This is a genomic window from Nostoc sp. 'Lobaria pulmonaria (5183) cyanobiont' (genome assembly GCF_002949795.1).
GTDB lineage: Bacteria > Cyanobacteriota > Cyanobacteriia > Cyanobacteriales > Nostocaceae > Nostoc.
The window spans coordinates 45,467-65,893 of record NZ_CP026692.1 but is presented as its reverse complement, the minus strand read 5'-3'; the positions used below and the strand labels follow the sequence as shown (position 1 = coordinate 65,893).

Below are 20,427 nucleotides of genomic sequence, written 5' to 3'. Positions count from 1 at the left end.
TCATCAATTTCTTTCATATTTACAATTAAGGCAAAACGCGATGAATCGCCGTCTCTACAATAATCAGCCCTTTGTAGAGACAGTGATTTACCGCATTTTTGTCTTTGTGATGGACGATTTGTGACTGGTAAAATTTACAGGTGCAGTTAAGTAACGTTTTGTTCTTTTACCAGAAGTGATATATTGGCACTTGACCCGACCGAGTACAAACTATGCATAAGCCCACAGGACAGCAAACTCTAGGTGTTGTACTCAATACTACACAATAGTGAGGGGGAGTGGGCAGATGAATAAAAATACTGGGCAAAGTAGTGTTTTTTCCCTGTTTAAAGGCGTACCTCTAAGTCGCATCTTGGTAGCGTTGTTTCTGCTGCAAATCTTGCTAGCTGTGGGATTGACTGCATACTTATCAATCCACAACGGGCAACAAGCAGTCAATGAGGTAGCTAGCGAATTGCGTCATGAAGTTGCCAATCGAGTCGAGCAGAATTTACAAACTTATTTGGCAACTGGGCGTCAGGTACTAGGCAGTAATCAAAATGTGATTAACATGGGGTTGCTGAAAATAGAGAATCTGGCAACTTGGGAGTCATACTTAATAGAGCAGTTAAAGATTTATCCAGATGCGTTGGCAATAACTGCAAGCAATGAGCAAGAATATCTAGCGGTGGAGAAGTTCAACGATCGCCAATCTTTACTCAGAAAAGCCGGAAAGTCAACTGGATACGATCTCTACACCTACATAATTGACTCTCAAGGTCAACGTACTCAATTACCAGAGGTGATAAAAAACTATGATGCGCGATCGCGTCCTGATTATCAAACAGCAGTTACCGCCAAAAAATTCAGCTTTAGTCAAATTTTTACACCCCGCACTGAACCAACACTCCTGATTAGTGCTTCTCTTCCCATTTATAACTCCCAAGGTGAATTACTCGGAGTCAACAGCACTCTCACTCACATATCACAAATTGGGGATTTGTTGCAAAACATCAAAGTTGGCAAGTCTGGGCAAATTTTTATTATCGAGCGATCGGGGCTATTAGTGGCAAGTTCCACAAGCGAAGAACCATTCCGCTTTCAAAATGGTAAACCTATTAGGTTAGCAGCTTCCCAAAGCGGGAATTCTTTGACTCAAGCAACCGCTAAATACTTAAAAACTAAATTTAGTAACTTTGACCAAATTCAAAGTTTACAGCAACTGGATTTTTCCTTGGACGGCAAACGGCAATTTTTAGAAGTTAGACCCTTCGAGGGCGAACCAAATGTCAACTGGTTGATTATCGTGGCTGTCCCAGAAGCAGACTTTCTGGGACAAATTAATCGCAACATTCAAACTACAATTTTTCTCTGTTTAGGAGCGTTGGCACTAGCTATTATATTGGGGATTATCACCGCCCGATGGGTTACTGTGCCAATTTTGCACTTTAGCAGGGCGACAAAAGATTTAACTGATTTTACCAACAGCGAAGACTCAGTGGTGATACAAGGCATTCAAGAACTAGAGGTGCTGGGTGGATCTTTTAATGAAATGGCGCAAAATTTACGCAAAACCTTTGCTGCACTGATTAGCAAAAATGAGGATTTAGAACTGCAAATTAAGCAGCGAACTCAAGAATTACAGCAAGAGATTCAAGAACGCATTAACAGCGAGCAAAAACTGGAAAAGCATCATCAAGTACTAGCAGAACTGACAAATCACGAAGCAGTTTTTGAAGGAAATTTAGAAACAGCATTCAAAGTTATCGCAGAAAAAGCAGCCAATGCCTTAGAAGTAGAGCGAGTAAGTGTGTGGTTATTCAATAGCGATCGCACCAAACTACAATGTATAAGTCTCTATGAACGTAGCAATCAGAGACATTCGGCAGGTTTAGAACGCAACCTTGCAGATTATTTAATCTACTTTAAAGCCCTGGTGGTTTCTCGTACCATTGCCGTTTCTGACACTCGCACCGATCCACGAGTACAAGAATTATGGGATAAATTGCTCGAACCAAATAATATTGTATCCCTACTTGATACCAGCCTTTGGGTTGGAGGCCAAATGGTGGGAACAGTATTATTTGAACAGGTTGATATTCCCCGGAAATGGGAACTGAGCGAGCAAAACTTCATTAGCTCAATCGCGGAAATTGTCGCCCTAACTTTAGAAGGATGCGATCGCAAACGTGCAGAATCCGCTCTGCGTGAGGCTAAAGAAGCTGCCGACGTGGCAAATCGTGCCAAAAGCACCTTTTTAGGAAACATCAACCACGATTTAAGGACTCCTTTAAACTCAATTCTGGGAATCACAGAGGCACTCCTCAAAGAGCAAGTGTATGGCCCTGTGAGTGAAGAACAGCGCCAGTCTCTAAATATGCTCGAATCCAGCGGTAAAAACTTACTAGAATTAATTAACCAAATCCTTGACTTTACCGACACCGAATCCAGCAAGATAGAGCTGCAACTAGCTGCTACTTCGATTCAGGGATTATGTGACTCCAGCCTAAGTTTTGTCAAACATCTGGCATTCCAGAAAAATATCCGGCTGAGGGTAGAAGTACCTGAAGAACTCGAACCCATTCAAGTTGATGAACCCCGCATCCTCCAAGTATTTATCAACTTATTGACTAACGCGATCAAGTTTACTAAAGAAGGAGGCGAAGTCTGGATTGAAGTTCAGCCAAGTTCCACCAATGAATATATCTTTTTTAGCGTGGTAGATACGGGTATTGGAATGCTTTCTGATGACCTTTTCAAATTATTTCAACCTTTTGTACAGGTTGAAACTGCCTCTAACCCTCGTTCTCCAGGCACTGGTTTAGGATTAGTAATGGTGCAAAAAATTGTCGAGTTGCATGGTGGAACTGTCCATGCCGAAAGTCAGTTAGGTAAAGGTAGTCGATTTACAGTCAAACTTCCTTGGAAAAAGGCGGGAGAATGGGGGGGTTAGGGACTTCCCAATCTAAAAATAATTAATCGCAAAGTGAGATGTTGTTAAGCTGTTCTTGAGCATGGCAAGAAAATATCTGCATAGTCGTCTTGGATGGAGGAATTGAGTAATTTAATTTTTGGAGTTACCTGAGAATTAATACTAATTCAAATGTACTTAGAATCTATTTTTCGAGTAACTCTGTTGTAAATGGACTCTTCTGCGATCGCAAACCAACGCTTTTGTCAGTCTAAAAGCATTTGCCCAAACCTTTCTGATTTCGTCAAACTCTAAAAGTTTTCGATCTACTTACTGTAGGTAGATTCCAAGTAAATCAAAGAACATTCAAAATAGTATTACAAATTACTAATAATTTCCGATTGTAGATGAATATCCTGTGTCGCTGTTCCTGGAGATGGAAAAATGGTTTTTATGGAAAGTAAGCGCTCACTCCTCGTTGCTGACTTTCCATCTGTACAACTTGATAAAGATTCTTCTCAAACTTTAGTACAAGTACCACCTTCACCACATTGTGAAGTTTGTGTAATTGTTCCAGTTTGCAATGAAGCTCAGACATTGGTAGCAACCCTTACTGCCTTGATACATCAAGTTGATCTCGAAGGACAGCTTTTAGATCCCAAACGCTACGAAATAATTTTGTTGGCAAATAATTGTAGCGATGATTCAGCAGCTATAGCCCGGAGTTTCGCGGGGCAACATCCAGATATAGCACTGCATGTAGTTGAAAAAACTCTGCCACCTGCACAAGCCTATATTGGTCGAGTGCGGCAGATTTTGATGGATGAAGCATACCGCCGTTTGTGTAGTTTAGGACGTACAAGGGGGATAATTGCTTCAACTGATGGAGACTCGCAAGTAAGCCCAACTTGGATTGCTGCCAACCTGTACGAAATTAACTGTGGTGCTGATGCTGTCGGTGGGCGAATTATCACTGAACGTGCTGGTCGTGCGGCTTTAGACCCTTACGCCAGAGCTTGCTTTCTGCGTGAAGTGGGCTACCGCTATTTAATTAGCGAATTAGAAGCTTATCTCGATCCCGACCCCTATGACAGCTTTCCCCGCCACTATCAACACTATGGAGCAAGTTTAGCAGTAACAGCAGAAATGTATGCACTGGCAGGAGGCTTACCGCCAGTGCGGACTCCTGAAGATGTGGCTTTTTATCGTGCCTTGGTACGGATAAATGCCCGTTTCCGCCACAGTTTGCTAGTGCGGGTAGTAACTTCGGCAAGACAAATCGGACGTACTAATGTCGGTTTAGCAAATCAACTGAATGAATGGATAGAAATGGGACGGCAACAGCAAGCATTTGTAGTCGAGCCAGCAGCGGCTATCGAAACTCGTTTTGTTGCACGTCGCCAATTACGACTGATGTGGTGGTGCGCTCTCAATGGCTATCAGCCATGTTATCCCAGTGTCACGTCCTTGGCAGAGATGCTGGGAGTTTCAGCCCAATGGCTTGTCGAGAAATTAACGCAATCTTATACCTTTGGTGAGTTGTTTGAACTAGTCGAAGAACGCCAGCAGGAAGAAGGAACTTGGACTTCGCGCTGGAAATACGTGGATATTAAACAAGCAATTGGGGATTTGCGCTTGCGTCTTGAGAGTTTGCGTCAGTAATTAGAGGAGTGACATTTAACTCCAATCGCCAGTCTGCTAGAGGCTTTTCCCAAGCCTCTTCCCACTTCTGCGCCAGAAAGGGTTTTGCCTGATACCCCAAATCGTAGCCCTGCTGAATGACACGTACAAGCGGGTTTAAATCGCTGTTCATCTTGATCGTATTCAGGGTTATTGCGGCAATCAACATCACTGCTAGCGGAGAGCGATTTTGCGCGAGCTGAAATGCTTGCAGGCCAATTTCCCCAACAGAATCGATGCCAAATCCTGTAACAGTATGCCAAATATCATGGGTTTGTCGCATACGCAGAGCTAAATAGCTCGCGTCATCAGTTAGCTCGACTTTGCGATAAAACTCTGGATGGAGGTTCCCTGCTCGCATATGAGAGGCATAGGCAAAGCCTAACGAATCAGATGGCAGCTTGAGTAACGCTTCTAGATTGGGAGTCGGTGCAATATATTGTTCTTCAAAAAGTTGAGCGATTTCAGGATGGGATTTGAGATAGGTAATCGCGGCAGCAGAGACTTCATGGTTGACTAAGGCAGCAGCAATATCAAAAACTGCGTTGATATCTATTCCGTTATCGATAAAGGCAACGAAACCTTGCAGACCTAAGAGAAGTTCTGGAGTAACTGATCGACTTATATCAGCATCGATAATGGAGGGAGGTTTTGACATCGGGAAACCTTAGATAATCAAAATGAATAATGAATTATAACTGGAGCGCAACTCCCACATTTGTTTTTGAAGATGCACTTAATTTTTATTAAACGAACCGCCATCTCTACCAGAGGCTTCCGCCAACGCGCAGCGTCTCGTAGAGAAGTACGCCAAGGAAGAAGCAATAATCATTAAGTGCAAGTTTACGGAGAATTTTTATCAGACTCGCTCGAATAAATCAAGTCGATATTCTTCCTCGCGTTGACCTTTTAAATGTCGCAGTTTATTGGGGGTCAACTCTAAAAACGAGTCATGAACTTCATCCCCACTCAACGGATAATCACGGGCATAGAGTGTCCAATGAACTAAAAGTAGATGTCCTCCAGGTTCTAAGTGTTCTAAAATGTACTGCTGCGATTTTTTCAGGTCTTCCCAGCTCCAGTAATAGCCAACTTCCGAGACTAGAGTCAAATCAAATATTTCATCAGGATATTGCGCTGGGACACGCAGAATCTGGAACTTGACATTGGAGAGATGCTGACAGCGCTCTTTTGCTCTATCCTGAGCTAGTTTTGATACATCAACTGAGAGGAGTGAGTCACAACGCTGTTGGAGTTTCTCAGTTAAAACGCCAATAGAACCGCCGATTTCAAAGGCAGACCGATAGCGCTCTTTGGGTAAAGCTGCGATTGTGGCAGCATATTTGTTAGCTTCGTATTCGCTTGTCTCAAATCTCCACGGGTCGAGGTTTTCGGTGTAGAGTTTATCGAAGTAGCTGGGTGGTAAGGAGTCGGATTGTGACGGGTTCATAGGTTTTCCTCTATATAAACTTCCCAAGGATGAGTGAAGTTCGCTAACATTTCGGAAGTCAGGCGAAAGCCTTCTGGGTCATCGTCAATTAAGTCTGTAATTTGGGAACGATAAGCAGCGATCGCTTGTTGTTTCAACTCCACTACTGCGCTAATATTTAACCGCCAAGTTGTCACCTCAAGAGATGCTGGCAAACTCCCGCGTTGCTTCCAGTCCCAATCCCAAATCGGATATTCAATCAATCGGGGGGATAAGCGCAAATCATCCAGTGCTGCTTTAATTAACTTCCAGGTTGCTCGATGGTCTGCGTGAGGGTCATATCGCCACGGTAAAAAGATAATTTCTGGGGCGACTTCTGTGATATAAGCACGACAACTAGCTACTGCACTTTGATACTGTGTTGTTATTGACCCATCTTGGATTCTCCAGAAGGTGACAGCATTTCCCTCTACACCTAGCAATTTCATGGCTGATAGCGTTTCCGCTTCCCGCAATTCCCGGAGTTTATTTGCGGGATATTTCAGAGAATGAGGGTGTGAAAGTGTACCATCACTGATGACTAATACTTGCAGATGACAATTTAAAGACCGTAACAGCGCGATCGCACCCCCACAACCTAATGTCTCATCATCAGGATGGGGTGCGACGATTAGTGCTGAACTACAAGCAATCTCGTTAATTGAACGCCAGGGCAAACCACTCGGATTGCTTAGTGGTAATCCAATCAAGCCAGATTTATTCATCATTCCAAAGCAAATCAGCAGGATTACTTTCACGCAGGACATACTGCCCTACATTTGCCAAGGATGCATCAAAAGCAGGTTGACGCAGATACAGAGTCAAATCTCGGATGATGCGTTCCATCGGATTTGGTGGCATTAAGCCACGAGTTCCAACAGAACGTTCGCACAACTGCATGACATCAATGCAAATTTGTTCAATTGCTGTCCTCACCATGTTTGCATAGGCAACGAGTTGGTCTGCTTGCGGCTGGGGAACTGTGGGATAGCCACCAAATATCGGTGCATACGCTGCTACTTTATCCGCAGCTCCCCGCAGCCAGAGATTACCATTTTCAATAGCGATCGCCATTCTGCCCAGCCGTTCTTTTTGATATGGATCGTTCGTATATTCCAACTCTTGGAGATACTGGCGAGTCAGGTTAAACAGTGCTTCTGCCCCACCTAATTGCACAGCCGCAAACCGAATCACCCCAACAGATAACCAAGGCTGTCGATAGTAATCTCCTGGCTGGCCGATTAAAGCGCTCCCATCCAACTCTACACCGCTAAAATCTACTTTATAACTAGCAGTAGCTCGCATCCCAGAAGGTTGCCACCAAGCTGGATCGCTAACTGTTGTCACTTCGTCCATCGGCACAATGCATATTTGCCAACCGCCATCTGGCAATACTCCATTCACGAAAGGACGTTCCACATAGCCTGCGCCAGTACAAAACGTTTTAGAACCTTCCAACCGATAACGTCCATTTTCACAAGGAATTACCTTCACACCATCTGAGGCTTCGGCATTCCAAACGCCAAATATTTTATGACGATCGCGGGCATCACGAGCGTAGCTTGTAATTTGTTCTCCAGTCCCAAAAGTCTGAATCAGTTGCAGGGCGTTGATATGTCCTTCATAAATTCGCCCAACTGCTAGATTGCCATGCCCTATCTGTTTTAATAGTCTTAGAAGCTCGTAGGTAACACTAGCATCTATTCCTGCACCCCATCCGCCTAATTCTTTCGCCAATGGTGCAGCCAACAACCCAGCCTTAGCAATTAACTCAAACTCCTGCTTGGGAAAAGCACCATTGTAATCTATTACACTGGCATTATTTGCACAATAATCAGCAATTTCTGTGGCACGTTTGAGATCCAGAGCAATGTTGGAATCATGCCATTTAGGAATGACGACATTCTGTGATAGTTGGATGCTAATAACCGACTCCTTTGTATAATCTTTATTTATGCATTGTTGATAATAATCAAATTAAGTCGTTTAATACCTCTATCTTTTGTGTGATTATATACTTAATTAAAAGAAGCAAAATTTCAATAACAAACTTTTTACTTATTCACAACTGATACAACGCCTCAACCGCGTCCTGACCGCTAGGACGTTAGTTGAACATGGGTATATTTATCAACCGAATCCAAGACAAGGTAATAAACTTATCAACATTGGTCATCTTTACTCGCTACTCTCGATTCTACCAAAGAAAGAGACTGATATATAACGCAGCTTAGAGGTTGTTTGAAAAGTATTTCATTGTGATTTTAGGCACTTTTAAATCCCCCCTAACCCCCCTTCAAAAGGTGGGAACCGGAATAAAAGTCCCCCTTTATAAGGGGGATTTAGGGGGATCTAGAACTTTTTATACCGACAATACGACTTTTCAAACATCCTCTTAGACAGTTCCCTTGTACAGTCAGGTTCAAAGGCAACGAAGTAAGTACAGAGCGTGATTAAAAAGGGACAGAAATCAAGCCGCAGTTATCAGGTTATGTGAAGAGGAATCATTAAGTATTTGAGTTCGGCTTCTTGATAAAGTTTTCACCCTTTTTTCTGACAAGCTGTACTAAGCTATATGACGATAAGTAGTAAACGGTAATCCAGTGCGCTGCTTGACATCAATCAAGGATTTATACTCACCTCGTTGTTTCCTTTCTGCTACAATTTGTTCTGCGATCGCACCATCTAATCCACAGGTAATTAATTCATCGGTTGAATAGGTGTTTAATCGTTTCCAAGAAAAATCAGCTTCTTTTTTGTAGTTGTAGCCAAAAGTAATTAGTGGTGTAATTCGAGTTACCTGCTTTTCGGGAATTCCGGCTATTTCGATTAACTCTTCTACATGAGTGAAAACATATCCCTCATTCATCAAGGATTCGATGTTATTTGCATAAACTATCGGTAGCCCTAAATAATTAACTAGTTCATGTTTAGAGCATTCATTAATATCTACTTTTTCACGAGTATTCGCAACTAACTTTGCTAACTCTTGTTCTTCAGGAATTGGTAAATTCTTTGGATAGGTTTTGATTAAATAAGATTTTTTGAGATAAAAAGCAATACCAATTTGCGCCATCCAGATTGCGAAGGCTAAACTATTTACAGATAAAGCTAAAACAGAGGTGCTAATCCCGATGACAATCCAAGTATTAGTCTTGGATTTATAACCTGCATAGGCAATAGCAAATCCTCCCAATGTCGGAATTAATGATAACCACACCCAAGCAGGAGTTTGTTGGAACCAAGATTTAGATTGGGACATCACAAATCGACTGATAATTTTAATTTACAAATGTTTCAAAAGCTTTTGGCGCTTTTCTTCATACTCTTCTGCGGTAATTATCCCAGAATCAAAAAGATTTTTTAAATCTGCTAAGGCACTGGTTGCATCTTTTGCAGATACTGCTCCACCAGCGCTTGCTATACTGTGATTATATTTTGTGTTGAATTCGGTATCTGACATTAAAACTAGAACGAAGAACTCAACAAAGGCGATTAAAGATGGAATACAAGTCCAGAAAAATAATAAGTACAAAATACCTGCTACATTTTCTCCTAAATAAAATTTGTGAACTCCCAGCCACCCGCCAAAAAAGCAAAGTATAATTGCTGTAGATTTAGTTTTCATGGTATTTACTTCTTTAATTAACTCTCATAAATGTCTATTGGCATATAATACAAACAAAGTTTTTGACCTTTCCTGATTATTTATCTGGTTTATTAGTGAACTTTGCTGTCAACAAATAAATAACAATTATACATAGCTGAGATTCCATTAAGACTAAATATCCTTTAACTATGTAGTTTAAATCTAGATTAGAATTTAAATAAAAAATCAGAGAACCAATTGCTAGATATGGAACTAAACGCAACTGATGAAGTTTAAGTTTGAGTCTTTGGTTATTCAAGTTGCTCATCAGTAGATAAAGTGATGTTGAGCAATAATTGCTTATAAACAATCGAGCGGTTATGACAAATTTGTTTGGTTTAACAGATATTGAATGTGATTTAAAGCTAATTTTAGTTAATTTATATCTGTTAAACCTCACGAATTTTACCGACTTTACTTATAGTTACATCAATAGAGTTACGTAAAGTTTCTGATGACTAAAGTAAAATACACAGCAGAAAAAATTACTTAAGTTTTGCCTTATTTGCTGTTTTAGACAAGAGAACAATCTAAAATTCAAGCACGACAGCGATTAGCAGTTCTTGTTTTACTTTGGATAATTCCTATTTGTGCCTAAAAACCTGCTAAAAACAGGTTTTGTTTCAATAGTGCAGACTTAAGTCTGAGACGGTTTTATGCAGTTGTAGCACTCTTAGTAGCTGCTTGCTCTAAAGTCGTTTTCAAGCGGGTTGCTCTGCTTTTACGGATGCGATCGCTTTTACGAACACCACCCGCCATCTGATATTCATAGCTGTCTTTGCCGTATTTAAAAGCAACTCCCAGGAGCATTTTTTCAGTTAGATCGCCTAAAGTTCTCTCCAATTCGTCCATCTCAGTTTTAGAAGAGTCGATCGTGGCTAGAGCAGTATTATAAGCATCTATCTTGGTACGGTATTGCTCAATTAATTGTGTCATGCTTTCTAAGTTGCGCCCATCCCCAAAATCTATAGTCGGATCGATGGCTTTAAGTCCCGCCGTTCTGAATTCAGCTTTTTCTAGAACGCGGTATGTACGTTTTTGACGCGACATAAATATATCCTTTTTATCTGCTTTAAAGCTAGTTTGCCTCACTAAAGCGGGATTTTAGTTCAGTGAAATCCTCAAAATTTAGTATTTAATATAACGGTTAATTAAGTATTTTTCGCAAAAATCGTGATTTTGTTAACGAAACTCGTGAGTTTGTGAATGAAAACCGTGATTTTGTGAATGAAACTCATGATTTTATTAATGAAAACCATGATTTTATTATTGAAAACCATGATTTTTTTTGTTGGATTTCTCGGAGTTTAGCTGTCGCATCTTCTACAAAGATTTGATAGGGAATCTCTCTAGCAAGGTCAATAGCCCGATTGAGCGCATCTACAGCCTCTTTTTGCCGTCCCAGTTTTAAGAGAATTTCAGATGTGAAGTAAATTAAATTACGACTTTGGCTATACTTATCACCAATTTGGGTATACAGTTCTAACGCTGCCTGACAATACTCTAAACCCAAAGTTAAATTTTCTTGCAAGATGCCGATTGCTTGTAATGTATTAGCTTCACCCAAGCGATCGCCAATGTCGCGGTAGAATGCCAAAGCTGCTTCGTAGCGCTCTAAGGCTTCGCTGCGTCGGTCTAGGAACTGCAAGACATCGCCGATAGCTATTAATGTATTAGCTTCACCCAAGCGATCGCCAATGTCGCGGTAGAATGCCAAAGCTGCTTCGTAGCGCTCTAAGGCTTCGGTGCGTCGGTCTAGGAACTGCAAGACATCGCCGATTGCTCTTAATGTATTAGCTTCACCCAAGCGATCGCCAATGTCGCGGTAGAATGCCAAAGCTGCTTCGTAGCGCTCTAAGGCTTCGGTGCGTCGGTCTAGGAACTGCAAGACATCGCCGATAGCTTTTAAGGTATTAGCTTCACCCAAGCGATCGCCAATGTCGCGGTAGAATGCCAATGCTGCTTCGTAGCGCTCTAAGGCTTCGGTGCTGCGTTTGAGGAACTGCAAGACATCGCCGATTGCTTTTAATGTATTAGCTTCACCCAAGCGAGCGCCAATGTCGCGGTAGAATGCCAATGCTGCTTCGTAGCGCTCTAAGGCTTCGGTGCGTCGGTCTAGGAACTGCAAGACATCGCCGATTGCTTTTAATGTATTAGCTTCACCCAAGCGAGCGCCTATGTCGCGGTAGAATGCCAATGCTGCTTCGTAGCGCTCTAAGGCTTCGGTGCGTCGGTCTAGGAACTGCAAGACATCGCCGATAGCTTGTAAAGTATTAGCTTCACCCAAGCGATCGCCTATGTCGCGGTAGAATGCCAATGCTGCTTCGTAGCGCTCTAAGGCTTCGGTGCGTCGGTCTAGGAACTGCAAGACATCGCCGATTGCTATTAATGTATTAGCTTCACCCAAGCGAGAACCTGTGTCGCGGTAGAATGCCAATGCTGCTTCGTAGCGCTCTAAGGCTTCGGTGCGTCGGTCTAGGAACTGCAAGACATCGCCGATTGCTTTTAATGTATTAGCTTCACCCAAGCGAGCGCCAATGTCGCGGTAGAATGCCAATGCTGCTTCGTAGCGCTCTAAGGCTTCGGTTGCTCGATAAACTCGAAACTTCGCTTTCCCTGCCCAATAATAAACTTCTGCTTTAGCTGGTGTTGCCACTTGCTCTGCTGCAATCTGTTCTAATAATGCTGTAATCAGCGATTCTAGTTCGGCAACACGAAAATTATTATTCCACTTTTGGGCTAAATCCCAAAGCTCCCTGCCTTCCCACTCCCGGTCAACTACAATCAAGTGATACAGCCATTCAATTTGAGTTTCTGGCTGTTCATTAGTGTTGCCAAAATACTCAACTGCCCGTTGCGACAACGTGATAAACTCATCCCGACGTTCAAGACGCAGATGTTTTAACATCAGATTTCGCGTCAAATCATGAACATTATGCCCTCTATCAGGAAACTCTTCCACAAAAGGTAAAGCTTGCAATTCTGTATAAAGCTGAGATGATTGTGTTTGCAATTCTGGGCGCAGTGCTGCCAAAATCTCTGCATTAAACCAATGTGGCACTACCGCCGCCCATACAGCCGCAGCTAACTCAGGCGAAAGCGTTTCCAGAAAACTCTCCGTGACAATCCAAGAGCGTTCCTCGTCTGTTTGTGCCTTTGCCAGCTTCTCTAAAAATAAATTATTCACAGCCGTTTCCTCGGCGTCGCGTGTAGCGTCCTTAAGGCTGTCATAGTTTTCGCAGGTTGACCTTGACACAGTATCATTGCGGACTGGACTTCAAATTCATTCAGCGATAGTCCTTCATTTTGGGCATAGTCACACCAAGCTTTCAATTCCGAAATCGCTCCCAAAGGACAAAAGTCATGTAAACCCATCCACTCAACTGTTGGTTCAGGAATCTCCTGTCCGGCAATTACCACAATCAGCTTTTTTATCTTGACAACTTGTCTTAAAAATTTGCCACTTAACCAGTTTGCCAGTTCAGTGGGAGCTTTTTGGTAAGAATCAAACAAAAATACTAGCTTTTCAGGAATTTGCTCCAAGTCCTGAAAAAATGCTTCCTGTAGTTTAGCAAAGCGAAGATCGAGTGCCAACTTATCTTCACCAGAGAAAACCACACTTAACTGGTTATCTTTGCCAATCATTGTTGTGTCAGAGACTTCTATCCCTGAACTGAGATATTGCTCCATAGCAGCATTTAACCTGGGAAAACGTTTCTTTCCTAAATAGTCAGGTACACAGTCAAAAATGTAGGCAATCCCTCGCTCTGCTGATTTGATATCTATGTCCACACACAATACATTTTCTTCAGGTAATGTGTGCTTAAACCTTGTTAGTAACCAAGTTTTGCCAAAACCAGATTCGGCTTTAATTAAAAGTATACGTTTGGCAACGCTTCCCTCCACCATCCGATTAAAAAGTAGAAGTTCCTGTGTGCGATTGGCAATAATCATGGATTCGGAGGATTATTTTGTTGAGGAGAAGATGGAGGATTGGCATCATCTGTCACAGAAAACTCTTGGTTCTCACCGTCTATATCAGTATTTTCTACCCAAACGTCTCCTTTAGTAACTTTTGCTTTATTTCCGCTCCCTTTCATCCGTGTCCCTTTGACAACAGTTCCCCGATTTGTATCTGGCTGAGGGGGAGTCGGTTGTGCAGACTGTCTACCCCAAGCGTTACCCAAGATGAGTTGGAGAATATTCACTAAAAAAGCTCCCACCAAGGCAGCACCAATCATTTGAACCAATCCTCTGACATTTGATGTTTTAGCAACTTCTCCAGACAACCATGCCCAAATGCCTGACAAGAGAGCAAGTTCAATTACTACAGCAGTAACCAAGAACCAGCTACCCCGAAAGGTTCTGAGTGGGGGTAATTGATTAATCAGATACCCAGAAGCAGCACCGATAAATGCAGCTACTAAAATTTGTAAAAGCTCATTTGGCATAGCAAAATAAACTAATTCGGTTGCGATTCCGCTTACAGCAGAATTCAAGTATTTGAACCACATCTGTTGTAGGGGCGCAAGGCCTTGCGCCCCTACTGCGTGGTCTATTTACCTGAAAATAGCTGTAATTACGCTGAATTTACTATACACCCTAGATACTTAACGGCATACTGAATATCTAGATTGGTATCGCTGGCAGTGAGAAAGCACCTGTTTGTTAGCAATGTCTACGATGGGCTACGCTGACGCAATCTTAGGGCTTTCTGTGCTGAGTGCGTTGGCGTAGCCCGCACTTCTCTACGAGACGCTGCGCGAACGACAAAGCTCAGTGACCACCGTAGGCATCGCTCTACTGCGACTGTTAAATATCCTTAATTTAATGCTGGCATATCTCAACGAACTTAACTGCGATCGCAAAGAAACTGAACCAGATAATCCAACTTCCAAAGAGATGCCAAAGCTATAACTTGTTAATACCTAAAATAGCAAAAATCATTGACACGATAAGTATATACGCAATAAAATTATTATAGTTGAACCTAATGATAGAGTTAATCAAAATATTTTTCCCAGAGAATAATAGACAAGCAATATTAAAAATAATTTGGATCTAACAAATGAACGCCAAAATTATTGCTCTCTTGGGGATTACGGCAGCTTTTGCAACCTTAGGAACCCAAGTCTACGCTCAATCACCAGCATCAAACTCAAATCCCGGACAATACAGATTAACTGGTGATTCTCTAGTTGGAATCGCTCGGAAAACAGCCCAAAATGACTTTAAAAGTTTTTTTGAGCAAACGAATCCAGCAAGTATTTCCAACAATAGAAGAGATAATAAAACTCCAGCCCAAATCCGCTTTAACGAATCATTATCACAGCCAGACACTTCGGTTTTCTTAACACCGGCTCAGTCAGGCAATGACAATGATGGACTACAAGTACAGTTAGATATAAGGAGAGAATAATCAGGTATAAAATCTGACGCTGTAGTTTTAATTAATTATGCGTTTCCCAAAATCCTTGCTAATAATCTGTCAATTTGAAATTGATGGGTAAGCAAGTTTGTAGTAAGGACTAAACCTTACTACAAACCCTTAAAACTAGGTTAGACATTGTACTAGTACAGCACGGCGTAAATAAACATATTATTTCAAATGGTGTAAAAGCCTGAAATACAATTCTTTTGACTTTTGACTTCCGCCTTGCGGTACTAGTGGTCTGTCCCAGTACCATGCGGCGTAAATACACATACCATTTTTAAGCCTTGCAGTCTGCCAAATTTTTGTAGCTTTTAATGGTCTGCTTACTTTTGCCAAACTGTACTAGTTATGATGTCCGACAAAAGTGTATTCCCGCCATACCATGCTAAATCTAAACGCTAGACAAGGACATTACTACCGACTACCAGATTTGTCGCGGTGAAATTATCCAAAGTTACAAAGGTGTCAGTGTAATCCTTACCGTAACTAACTTGTGTAGAAGTACCCAATTGCACAAAATGTAGGTAGCCATCACCGATGGGATTGCTGCCAGTGTAGCCCTGACTCTTAAACAGGTTAGTGAGGACTAACTTATCCTCGCTCTGATGAAAGTCAGTGATTGTATCACTGGGAACGGTCAAGGTTTGGTAGATGAACTGGTCATGACCGCTACCACCAGTTAGGATATCTTTACCTCTACCACCAATAAGAATGTCATCGCCAGCACCACCAATTAGGGTATCGTTACCTGCACCACCGCGTAATAGGTCATTGCCACTCTTGCCGTCGATGCGGTCATCACCCCCCTGACCATTAATGACATCATCTGAGTTATCAAAGCCATTGACATTATTGTTCAGGTCATTGACAAAGGTGACTGTGTTTTTGTTGAAGATGGTGCTTTGGGTGGAGTTGGCATTAAAGACATCAAAACTATCACGAATGCTGCTTTGCCCATCAAACAGGATATTGCCGATGCTGGAAAGGTTGTCTAAGTTTTCCAGGGCAAAGTTTTGCAGGATAACTTTGTCATCAACTACGCCTTCAAAAGTGATTTCCAGATTGTTACTATTCTGGGTAAGTAGCAGATTTCGGGCAGTCAATTCAGTACCTTGGAATTTGAGTGTATCCAATTCGCCAACGATTGCTGCCGATGGATTTGAGCCTTTTCCTAACTCACCAAAATCGCTAATGGTATCAACACCGTCACCTAAATTGTAAACAAATTTATCTTTACCACCGCCACCAGTTAGGAAGTCATTGTCTTGATTACCTGTGATGATATCGTTCCCGACTTCAGCATCAATTATGTCAGCGTAGTTGTTGCCCACTAAATTATCAGCGCCACTGGTTCCAATCAAACCGTTGAACTCTAATGCACCAATATCAACTGTACCCTCAGATACTCTGTCAAATCCGACGCTGCGTTGGTCAGTGGTGATACCTGCTGGAATCAGGGCATTATTACCAGCATTAATGGCGCGACTATCCACAAGTAACGCATGGGTAAGGGTTGCACCACCGTTATTTTGCAGTGGGCTAAGTTTGGGATCGATAGGGTTGGCGCTGCTGCCAACGATGCTGCTGGTAGTAAAACCAGCGCTACCAGTGTTATCTCCAATCAGGTTATTACCGTCGTCGGTGAAGTCGCCGGAAACGTCGGGGTTGATGTCGCCGCCGTAGAGATTCCTGTTGTTGAAGTTGCCTGCAATGATGGTGTTCGCAACAATCACAGTCCCGCCACCAGAAACACCTCCACCAGTGCCGCCTCCCCAGTTGTAAAGGTCTTCTGCGGTGTTATTGGTAATCGTGGTACTGTTCAGATTGAGGATACCTGAGCTAGAGATGCCGCCACCGTCCCCTCCACTTGCCGTATTGCCAGAGACAGTACTGTTGGTGATGTTAAGGATGCTTGAGTTAGATATGCCGCCTCCAGAAAGTGCTGAATTACCAGAGATAGTACTATTACTCAAGCTGACACTGCCAGAGTTATAGATACCACCACCATAGGACGGGTAAGGGTCAGGTTCATAACGAGACTGACCACTGGCGGAAACCCCATTACCAGAGATAGTGCTTCCTGTCAGGCTGAGAGTACCTATATTAAATATGCCACCACCGCTGGCAGAGGAGTAATTGGTAGATGCACTATTGCCAGAGACAATGCTGTTAGTGAGGCTGAGGTTGCCTTTGTTAAATATGCCTCCGCCTAACGATGACCCCCTATTACTAGAGACAGTGCTGCTTGTCAAGCTGAGAGTGCCTTTGTTAAAAATGCCGCCTACCGTCCCCCTACCATCAGAGACAATGCTTTGCGTCAAGTTGAGGCTAGTATTGTTATTAAGCAAAATACCGCCAAAGGGATCGTTAGCATTAGCAATCTTCAAGCCATCAATACTGGCATCTGTCCCTGTCCCCGATATCTCAAACACGCCTGAGGCATTATTTCCACTGACGATGAGGTTTGCTGCCCCAGTCCCCAAAAGGGTAATATCATCGGTAATCGTCAATTTACCAGAGGTAAGGGTAATGATATCTGGAGTGGCATCACTAAATACGCCTGCAAAGGTAATCGTATCTGCCCCAGCAAAGGCATTGGCATTGAGGATAGCCTGTCGCAACGACCCGTCTCCGGAGTCGTTGGTATTAGTCACTACGAAATCATTGGCTGCGATCGCTACTGTGGCAATATAATCCACATTATCGATTTGGTAAGCTGAATCTGCTGCCAAGCTGAGAGTAAGATTTTCTGCCGCTTCTGCCTGAATATCATTGACAGGCGTCAGGGTGATATCTACATAGCTTTGTCCATCAGCAATTACGATACTGTTGTCAATGACAGGGTTGCTACCCACGCTTAAGTTGTAATCTGCGATACTTGCATTACCATTAGCAGAGAAGTTGACTGTTAATGCCCCACTGCTATTACTGCGGCTGATGCGGTAAATACTAGTATCGCCACTGTTTTCATCGGCAGTGTTATCAGTTGCGATGATCCTGATAGTGGGTACGAGGGGATCAGGATTATCAGGTGGCGTAATTATGGTAGGGTGGACTTCATAAGAACCAATATCAATTGCAACGCTGGATAGCCTGTCAAATCCAGCTCCCCTTTGATCGGTGCTGACACCAACAGGAACTAGGGAATTATTGCCAGCATTAATAGCGGGACTATCTGCAAGTAAGGCATGAGTAAAGGTTGCCCCACCGTTATTTTGCAGTGGCCCGATTTTTGGGTCAATGGGGCTGGCGATTGTGCCAACGAGAGTGCTGGTGGTAAAGTTAGTACTACCAGTATTATCACCAATTAAATTATTGCCAAAGTCAGCGACGCTACCAGACACGTCAGAATGTATATCACCGGAGGTGGAATTGTCAAAGTTACCTGCAATAATGGTGTTACTAACATTCATGGGGCTACCATAACTTGCAACACCCCCACCGTTGCCAACACCATTGCCATCTGAGTCGGCTATGTTGCTAGTAATTGTGGTGTTGCTCAGAGTGAGGTTGTCGCCTGAGTAGCTGCCAGAATCATAGATGCCACCACCTTCATCATTCGCCGTATTGCCAGAGATAGTGCTATTAGTTAGAGTAGCTGAACCGCCACCATAGCCACCATCATCTCCATTAACGACACCACCGCCGTTATAGTTTGCCCTATTACCAGAGACAGTACTTGCCGTTATGTTGAGAGTACCGCCTTTATTGTATATGCCGCCACCGTAGTTTGCCGTATTGCCCGAGACAGTACTTGCCGTTATCTTGAGAGTACCGACCCTTGCGTTGGAACCGTCATTATAGATGCCACCGCCAAAGTCACCCGTATTGCCAAAGACACGACTTCCCGTAAGGCTGAGGATGCTACTGTTATAGATTCCGCCTTTCGTATTACCAAAGACAGTACTTCCCGTAAGATTGAGGATACCGTTATTAGAGATGCCGCTTTCCTCTGTATTGCCAGAAATACTGCTTCCTGTCAGGCTGAGGATGGAATTTGAATTGATTTGAATACCGCCGCTAGCGATCGCCAGCCCATCAATAGTAACACCTGTCGCTAGTCCCGATATCTCGAATACTCTAGAAGTATTATTCCCACTCACAGTAAGCTGAGATGTGCCAGTTCCCAAAATGCTCACATCATCGGTAATGGTCAGTTTTCCAGAGGTGAGGGTTATTACATCTGGGGTGGTATCAGTAAACACTCCCCCAAAGGCGATCGCATCATCCCCAGTAGTAGCATTAGCTAAGTTAACTGCCTCCCGCAGTGTAGTGATACCATTATTCGGATCGCCATCATCTGCGTCCCCGGTACTATTTACCGTAAAGGTTGCCAGTACTCCCGCGTAAGCTTCCCGCGTCGTTTCTGAAAACGCTAGAGTCAGTTCCATATCACCGATGCAAACTTCCAGATCCCAATTGCCGCCTAATGCCACACTGCCTATCAGCTGACGCGAAGCAGCAATATTCGCTCCTGTAAGTTGGTGCAGTTTGCCAATAAATTCTGACCCCAGATCACCGTCAGCTACGTTGCAACCATAGATGAGTAAGTTGGTTATAAATGATTTAGCGGTTTTAGATGAGGCGGAAAATATCTTCTGCCATTGTTGCAGTTGCTGGCTATGGCATTCGAGGGTATCAAGTCCCAAGTGAGTGTTACCCAGTTGCAAGCTACCAGGGGCACCGTGGCAAACAATATGAATGTTGCTAAGATTCTGGTCAGCGCAAGTTGCCAAAATCTGCGTAATTTGCTCAACACCGTTCTGTGTCGGGTCAATAACGAATACTTCGGTGCTGGGGATAACACCGTTAATTAAACTCTGGTAGTCTTCAACTGCCGTGTCAATGAAAACCAGGTTATGCGTATATAAGGTGGGAATTACGGAATTTAATTGGAAGTGTGGAGTATGTAACCTTGCCATTTTGTTACCTTAAACTAAGGTTATGAGTTAAACTCAAACTGACTGAAGCTTTGTCATTACAGGGTTTTCACACAATTATTAACAGTAATGATGAATTATTTGTTACCATTAATTTCCTTTTTTTATCATCAGGCCAATTCCTGTTTTTGTAAAGCAGTATTTCAGGAGTGCCCATAAATAAACTAGTACAGCACGGCGTAAATAAACATACCATTTCAAATGGTGTAAAAGCCCGAAATACAATTCTTTTGACTTTTGACTTCCGCCTTGCGGTACTAGTACCATGCGGCGTAAACACACATACCATTTTTAAGCCTTGCAGTCTGCCGACTTTTCGTAGCTTTTAATGGTCTGCTTACTTTTGCCAAGCTGTACTAGGCATAA

Annotated in this window: 15 protein-coding genes; 4 read left to right on the top strand and 11 right to left on the bottom strand. The window is 42.9% G+C overall.

The features are described from left to right. Positions 1-286: 286 nt before the first annotated feature. Both NLP_RS00295 and NLP_RS00290 read left to right on the top strand, forming a co-directional pair. Positions 287-2,932 carry a sensor histidine kinase gene (locus NLP_RS00295; protein ID WP_104904648.1) on the top strand — a complete coding sequence of 882 codons (2,646 nt, stop codon included), beginning with the start codon at positions 287-289 and terminating at the stop codon, positions 2,930-2,932. Positions 2,933-3,343: 411 nt separating this feature from the next. Continuing rightward, entirely contained in the window at positions 3,344-4,552 is a 1,209-nt protein-coding gene (locus NLP_RS00290) for a glycosyltransferase family A protein (RefSeq protein WP_104909715.1), read from the top strand. Here the strand turns inward: NLP_RS00290 and NLP_RS00285 are convergent. The 10 genes from NLP_RS00285 to NLP_RS00230 form a co-directional block, all read right to left on the bottom strand. Continuing rightward, positions 4,500-5,228 carry a Coq4 family protein gene (locus tag NLP_RS00285; protein WP_104904647.1) on the bottom strand — a complete coding sequence of 243 codons (729 nt, stop codon included), beginning with the start codon at positions 5,226-5,228 and terminating at the stop codon, positions 4,500-4,502. The genes NLP_RS00290 and NLP_RS00285 overlap by 53 nt on opposite strands. Positions 5,229-5,429: 201 nt before the next feature. Next, the gene (locus tag NLP_RS00280; protein ID WP_104904646.1) at positions 5,430-6,020 is read right to left on the bottom strand and encodes a class I SAM-dependent DNA methyltransferase; all 591 of its coding nucleotides are present in this window, start codon (positions 6,018-6,020) and stop codon (positions 5,430-5,432) included. Next, complete coding sequence (locus tag NLP_RS00275) at positions 6,017-6,766, bottom strand: PIG-L deacetylase family protein (RefSeq protein WP_234017141.1); 750 nt, start codon at positions 6,764-6,766, stop codon at positions 6,017-6,019. Before NLP_RS00275 ends, NLP_RS00280 begins: the two co-directional genes overlap by 4 nt. Beyond that, the gene (locus NLP_RS00270; RefSeq protein WP_267894957.1) at positions 6,756-7,880 is read right to left on the bottom strand and encodes an acyl-CoA dehydrogenase family protein; all 1,125 of its coding nucleotides are present in this window, start codon (positions 7,878-7,880) and stop codon (positions 6,756-6,758) included. Before NLP_RS00270 ends, NLP_RS00275 begins: the two co-directional genes overlap by 11 nt. A gap of 724 nt (positions 7,881-8,604) precedes the next feature. After that, positions 8,605-9,300, bottom strand: a complete 696-nt coding sequence (locus NLP_RS00260; RefSeq protein WP_104904643.1) for a helix-hairpin-helix domain-containing protein — start codon at positions 9,298-9,300, stop codon at positions 8,605-8,607. A 24-nt stretch (positions 9,301-9,324) separates the two neighbouring features. Beyond that, on the bottom strand, positions 9,325-9,666 hold the full coding sequence (locus tag NLP_RS00255; RefSeq protein WP_104904642.1) for an NINE protein: 342 nt from the start codon (positions 9,664-9,666) through the stop codon (positions 9,325-9,327). Positions 9,667-10,341: 675 nt separating this feature from the next. After that, entirely contained in the window at positions 10,342-10,737 is a 396-nt protein-coding gene (locus tag NLP_RS00245) for a hypothetical protein (RefSeq protein ID WP_104904640.1), read from the bottom strand. Positions 10,738-10,921: 184 nt separating this feature from the next. Continuing rightward, on the bottom strand, positions 10,922-12,874 hold the full coding sequence (locus NLP_RS00240) for a tetratricopeptide repeat protein (protein ID WP_104904639.1): 1,953 nt from the start codon (positions 12,872-12,874) through the stop codon (positions 10,922-10,924). Next, a complete protein-coding gene (locus tag NLP_RS00235) occupies positions 12,871-13,641 on the bottom strand; it encodes a hypothetical protein (RefSeq protein WP_104904638.1) in 771 nt (256 codons plus the stop codon). The genes NLP_RS00240 and NLP_RS00235 overlap by 4 nt, the downstream gene beginning before the upstream one ends. Further along, positions 13,638-14,138, bottom strand: a complete 501-nt coding sequence (locus NLP_RS00230; RefSeq protein ID WP_158680234.1) for a hypothetical protein — start codon at positions 14,136-14,138, stop codon at positions 13,638-13,640. The genes NLP_RS00235 and NLP_RS00230 overlap by 4 nt, the downstream gene beginning before the upstream one ends. A gap of 328 nt (positions 14,139-14,466) precedes the next feature. Between NLP_RS00230 and NLP_RS32600 the strand changes: the two genes are divergently transcribed. Then, positions 14,467-14,604 carry a hypothetical protein gene (locus NLP_RS32600; RefSeq protein WP_158680233.1) on the top strand — a complete coding sequence of 46 codons (138 nt, stop codon included), beginning with the start codon at positions 14,467-14,469 and terminating at the stop codon, positions 14,602-14,604. A 151-nt stretch (positions 14,605-14,755) separates the two neighbouring features. Next, complete coding sequence (locus NLP_RS00225; protein ID WP_104904636.1) at positions 14,756-15,106, top strand: hypothetical protein; 351 nt, start codon at positions 14,756-14,758, stop codon at positions 15,104-15,106. 413 nt (positions 15,107-15,519) lie between these two features. Here the strand turns inward: NLP_RS00225 and NLP_RS35735 are convergent, their stop codons facing one another. Continuing rightward, positions 15,520-20,043, bottom strand: coding sequence for a DUF4347 domain-containing protein (locus NLP_RS35735; protein WP_104904635.1), 4,524 nt, complete (start codon positions 20,041-20,043; stop codon positions 15,520-15,522). Positions 20,044-20,427 lie beyond the last annotated feature (384 nt).

What these genes read in the sequence shown, in the direction of transcription:
- NLP_RS00235 (WP_104904638.1), bottom strand. Translation starts at nt 13,641, where the DNA reads ATGATTATTGCCAATCGCACACAGGAACTTCTACTTTTTAATCGGATG.
- NLP_RS00285 (WP_104904647.1), bottom strand. Translation starts at nt 5,228, where the DNA reads ATGTCAAAACCTCCCTCCATTATCGATGCTGATATAAGTCGATCAGTT.
- NLP_RS00225 (WP_104904636.1), top strand. Translation starts at nt 14,756, where the DNA reads ATGAACGCCAAAATTATTGCTCTCTTGGGGATTACGGCAGCTTTTGCA.
- NLP_RS35735 (WP_104904635.1), bottom strand. Translation starts at nt 20,043, where the DNA reads ATGGCAAGGTTACATACTCCACACTTCCAATTAAATTCCGTAATTCCC.
- NLP_RS00245 (WP_104904640.1), bottom strand. Translation starts at nt 10,737, where the DNA reads ATGTCGCGTCAAAAACGTACATACCGCGTTCTAGAAAAAGCTGAATTC.
- NLP_RS00260 (WP_104904643.1), bottom strand. Translation starts at nt 9,300, where the DNA reads ATGTCCCAATCTAAATCTTGGTTCCAACAAACTCCTGCTTGGGTGTGG.
- NLP_RS00290 (WP_104909715.1), top strand. Translation starts at nt 3,344, where the DNA reads ATGGAAAGTAAGCGCTCACTCCTCGTTGCTGACTTTCCATCTGTACAA.
- NLP_RS00230 (WP_158680234.1), bottom strand. Translation starts at nt 14,138, where the DNA reads ATGCCAAATGAGCTTTTACAAATTTTAGTAGCTGCATTTATCGGTGCT.
- NLP_RS00280 (WP_104904646.1), bottom strand. Translation starts at nt 6,020, where the DNA reads ATGAACCCGTCACAATCCGACTCCTTACCACCCAGCTACTTCGATAAA.
- NLP_RS00275 (WP_234017141.1), bottom strand. Translation starts at nt 6,766, where the DNA reads ATGATGAATAAATCTGGCTTGATTGGATTACCACTAAGCAATCCGAGT.
- NLP_RS00295 (WP_104904648.1), top strand. Translation starts at nt 287, where the DNA reads ATGAATAAAAATACTGGGCAAAGTAGTGTTTTTTCCCTGTTTAAAGGC.
- NLP_RS00255 (WP_104904642.1), bottom strand. Translation starts at nt 9,666, where the DNA reads ATGAAAACTAAATCTACAGCAATTATACTTTGCTTTTTTGGCGGGTGG.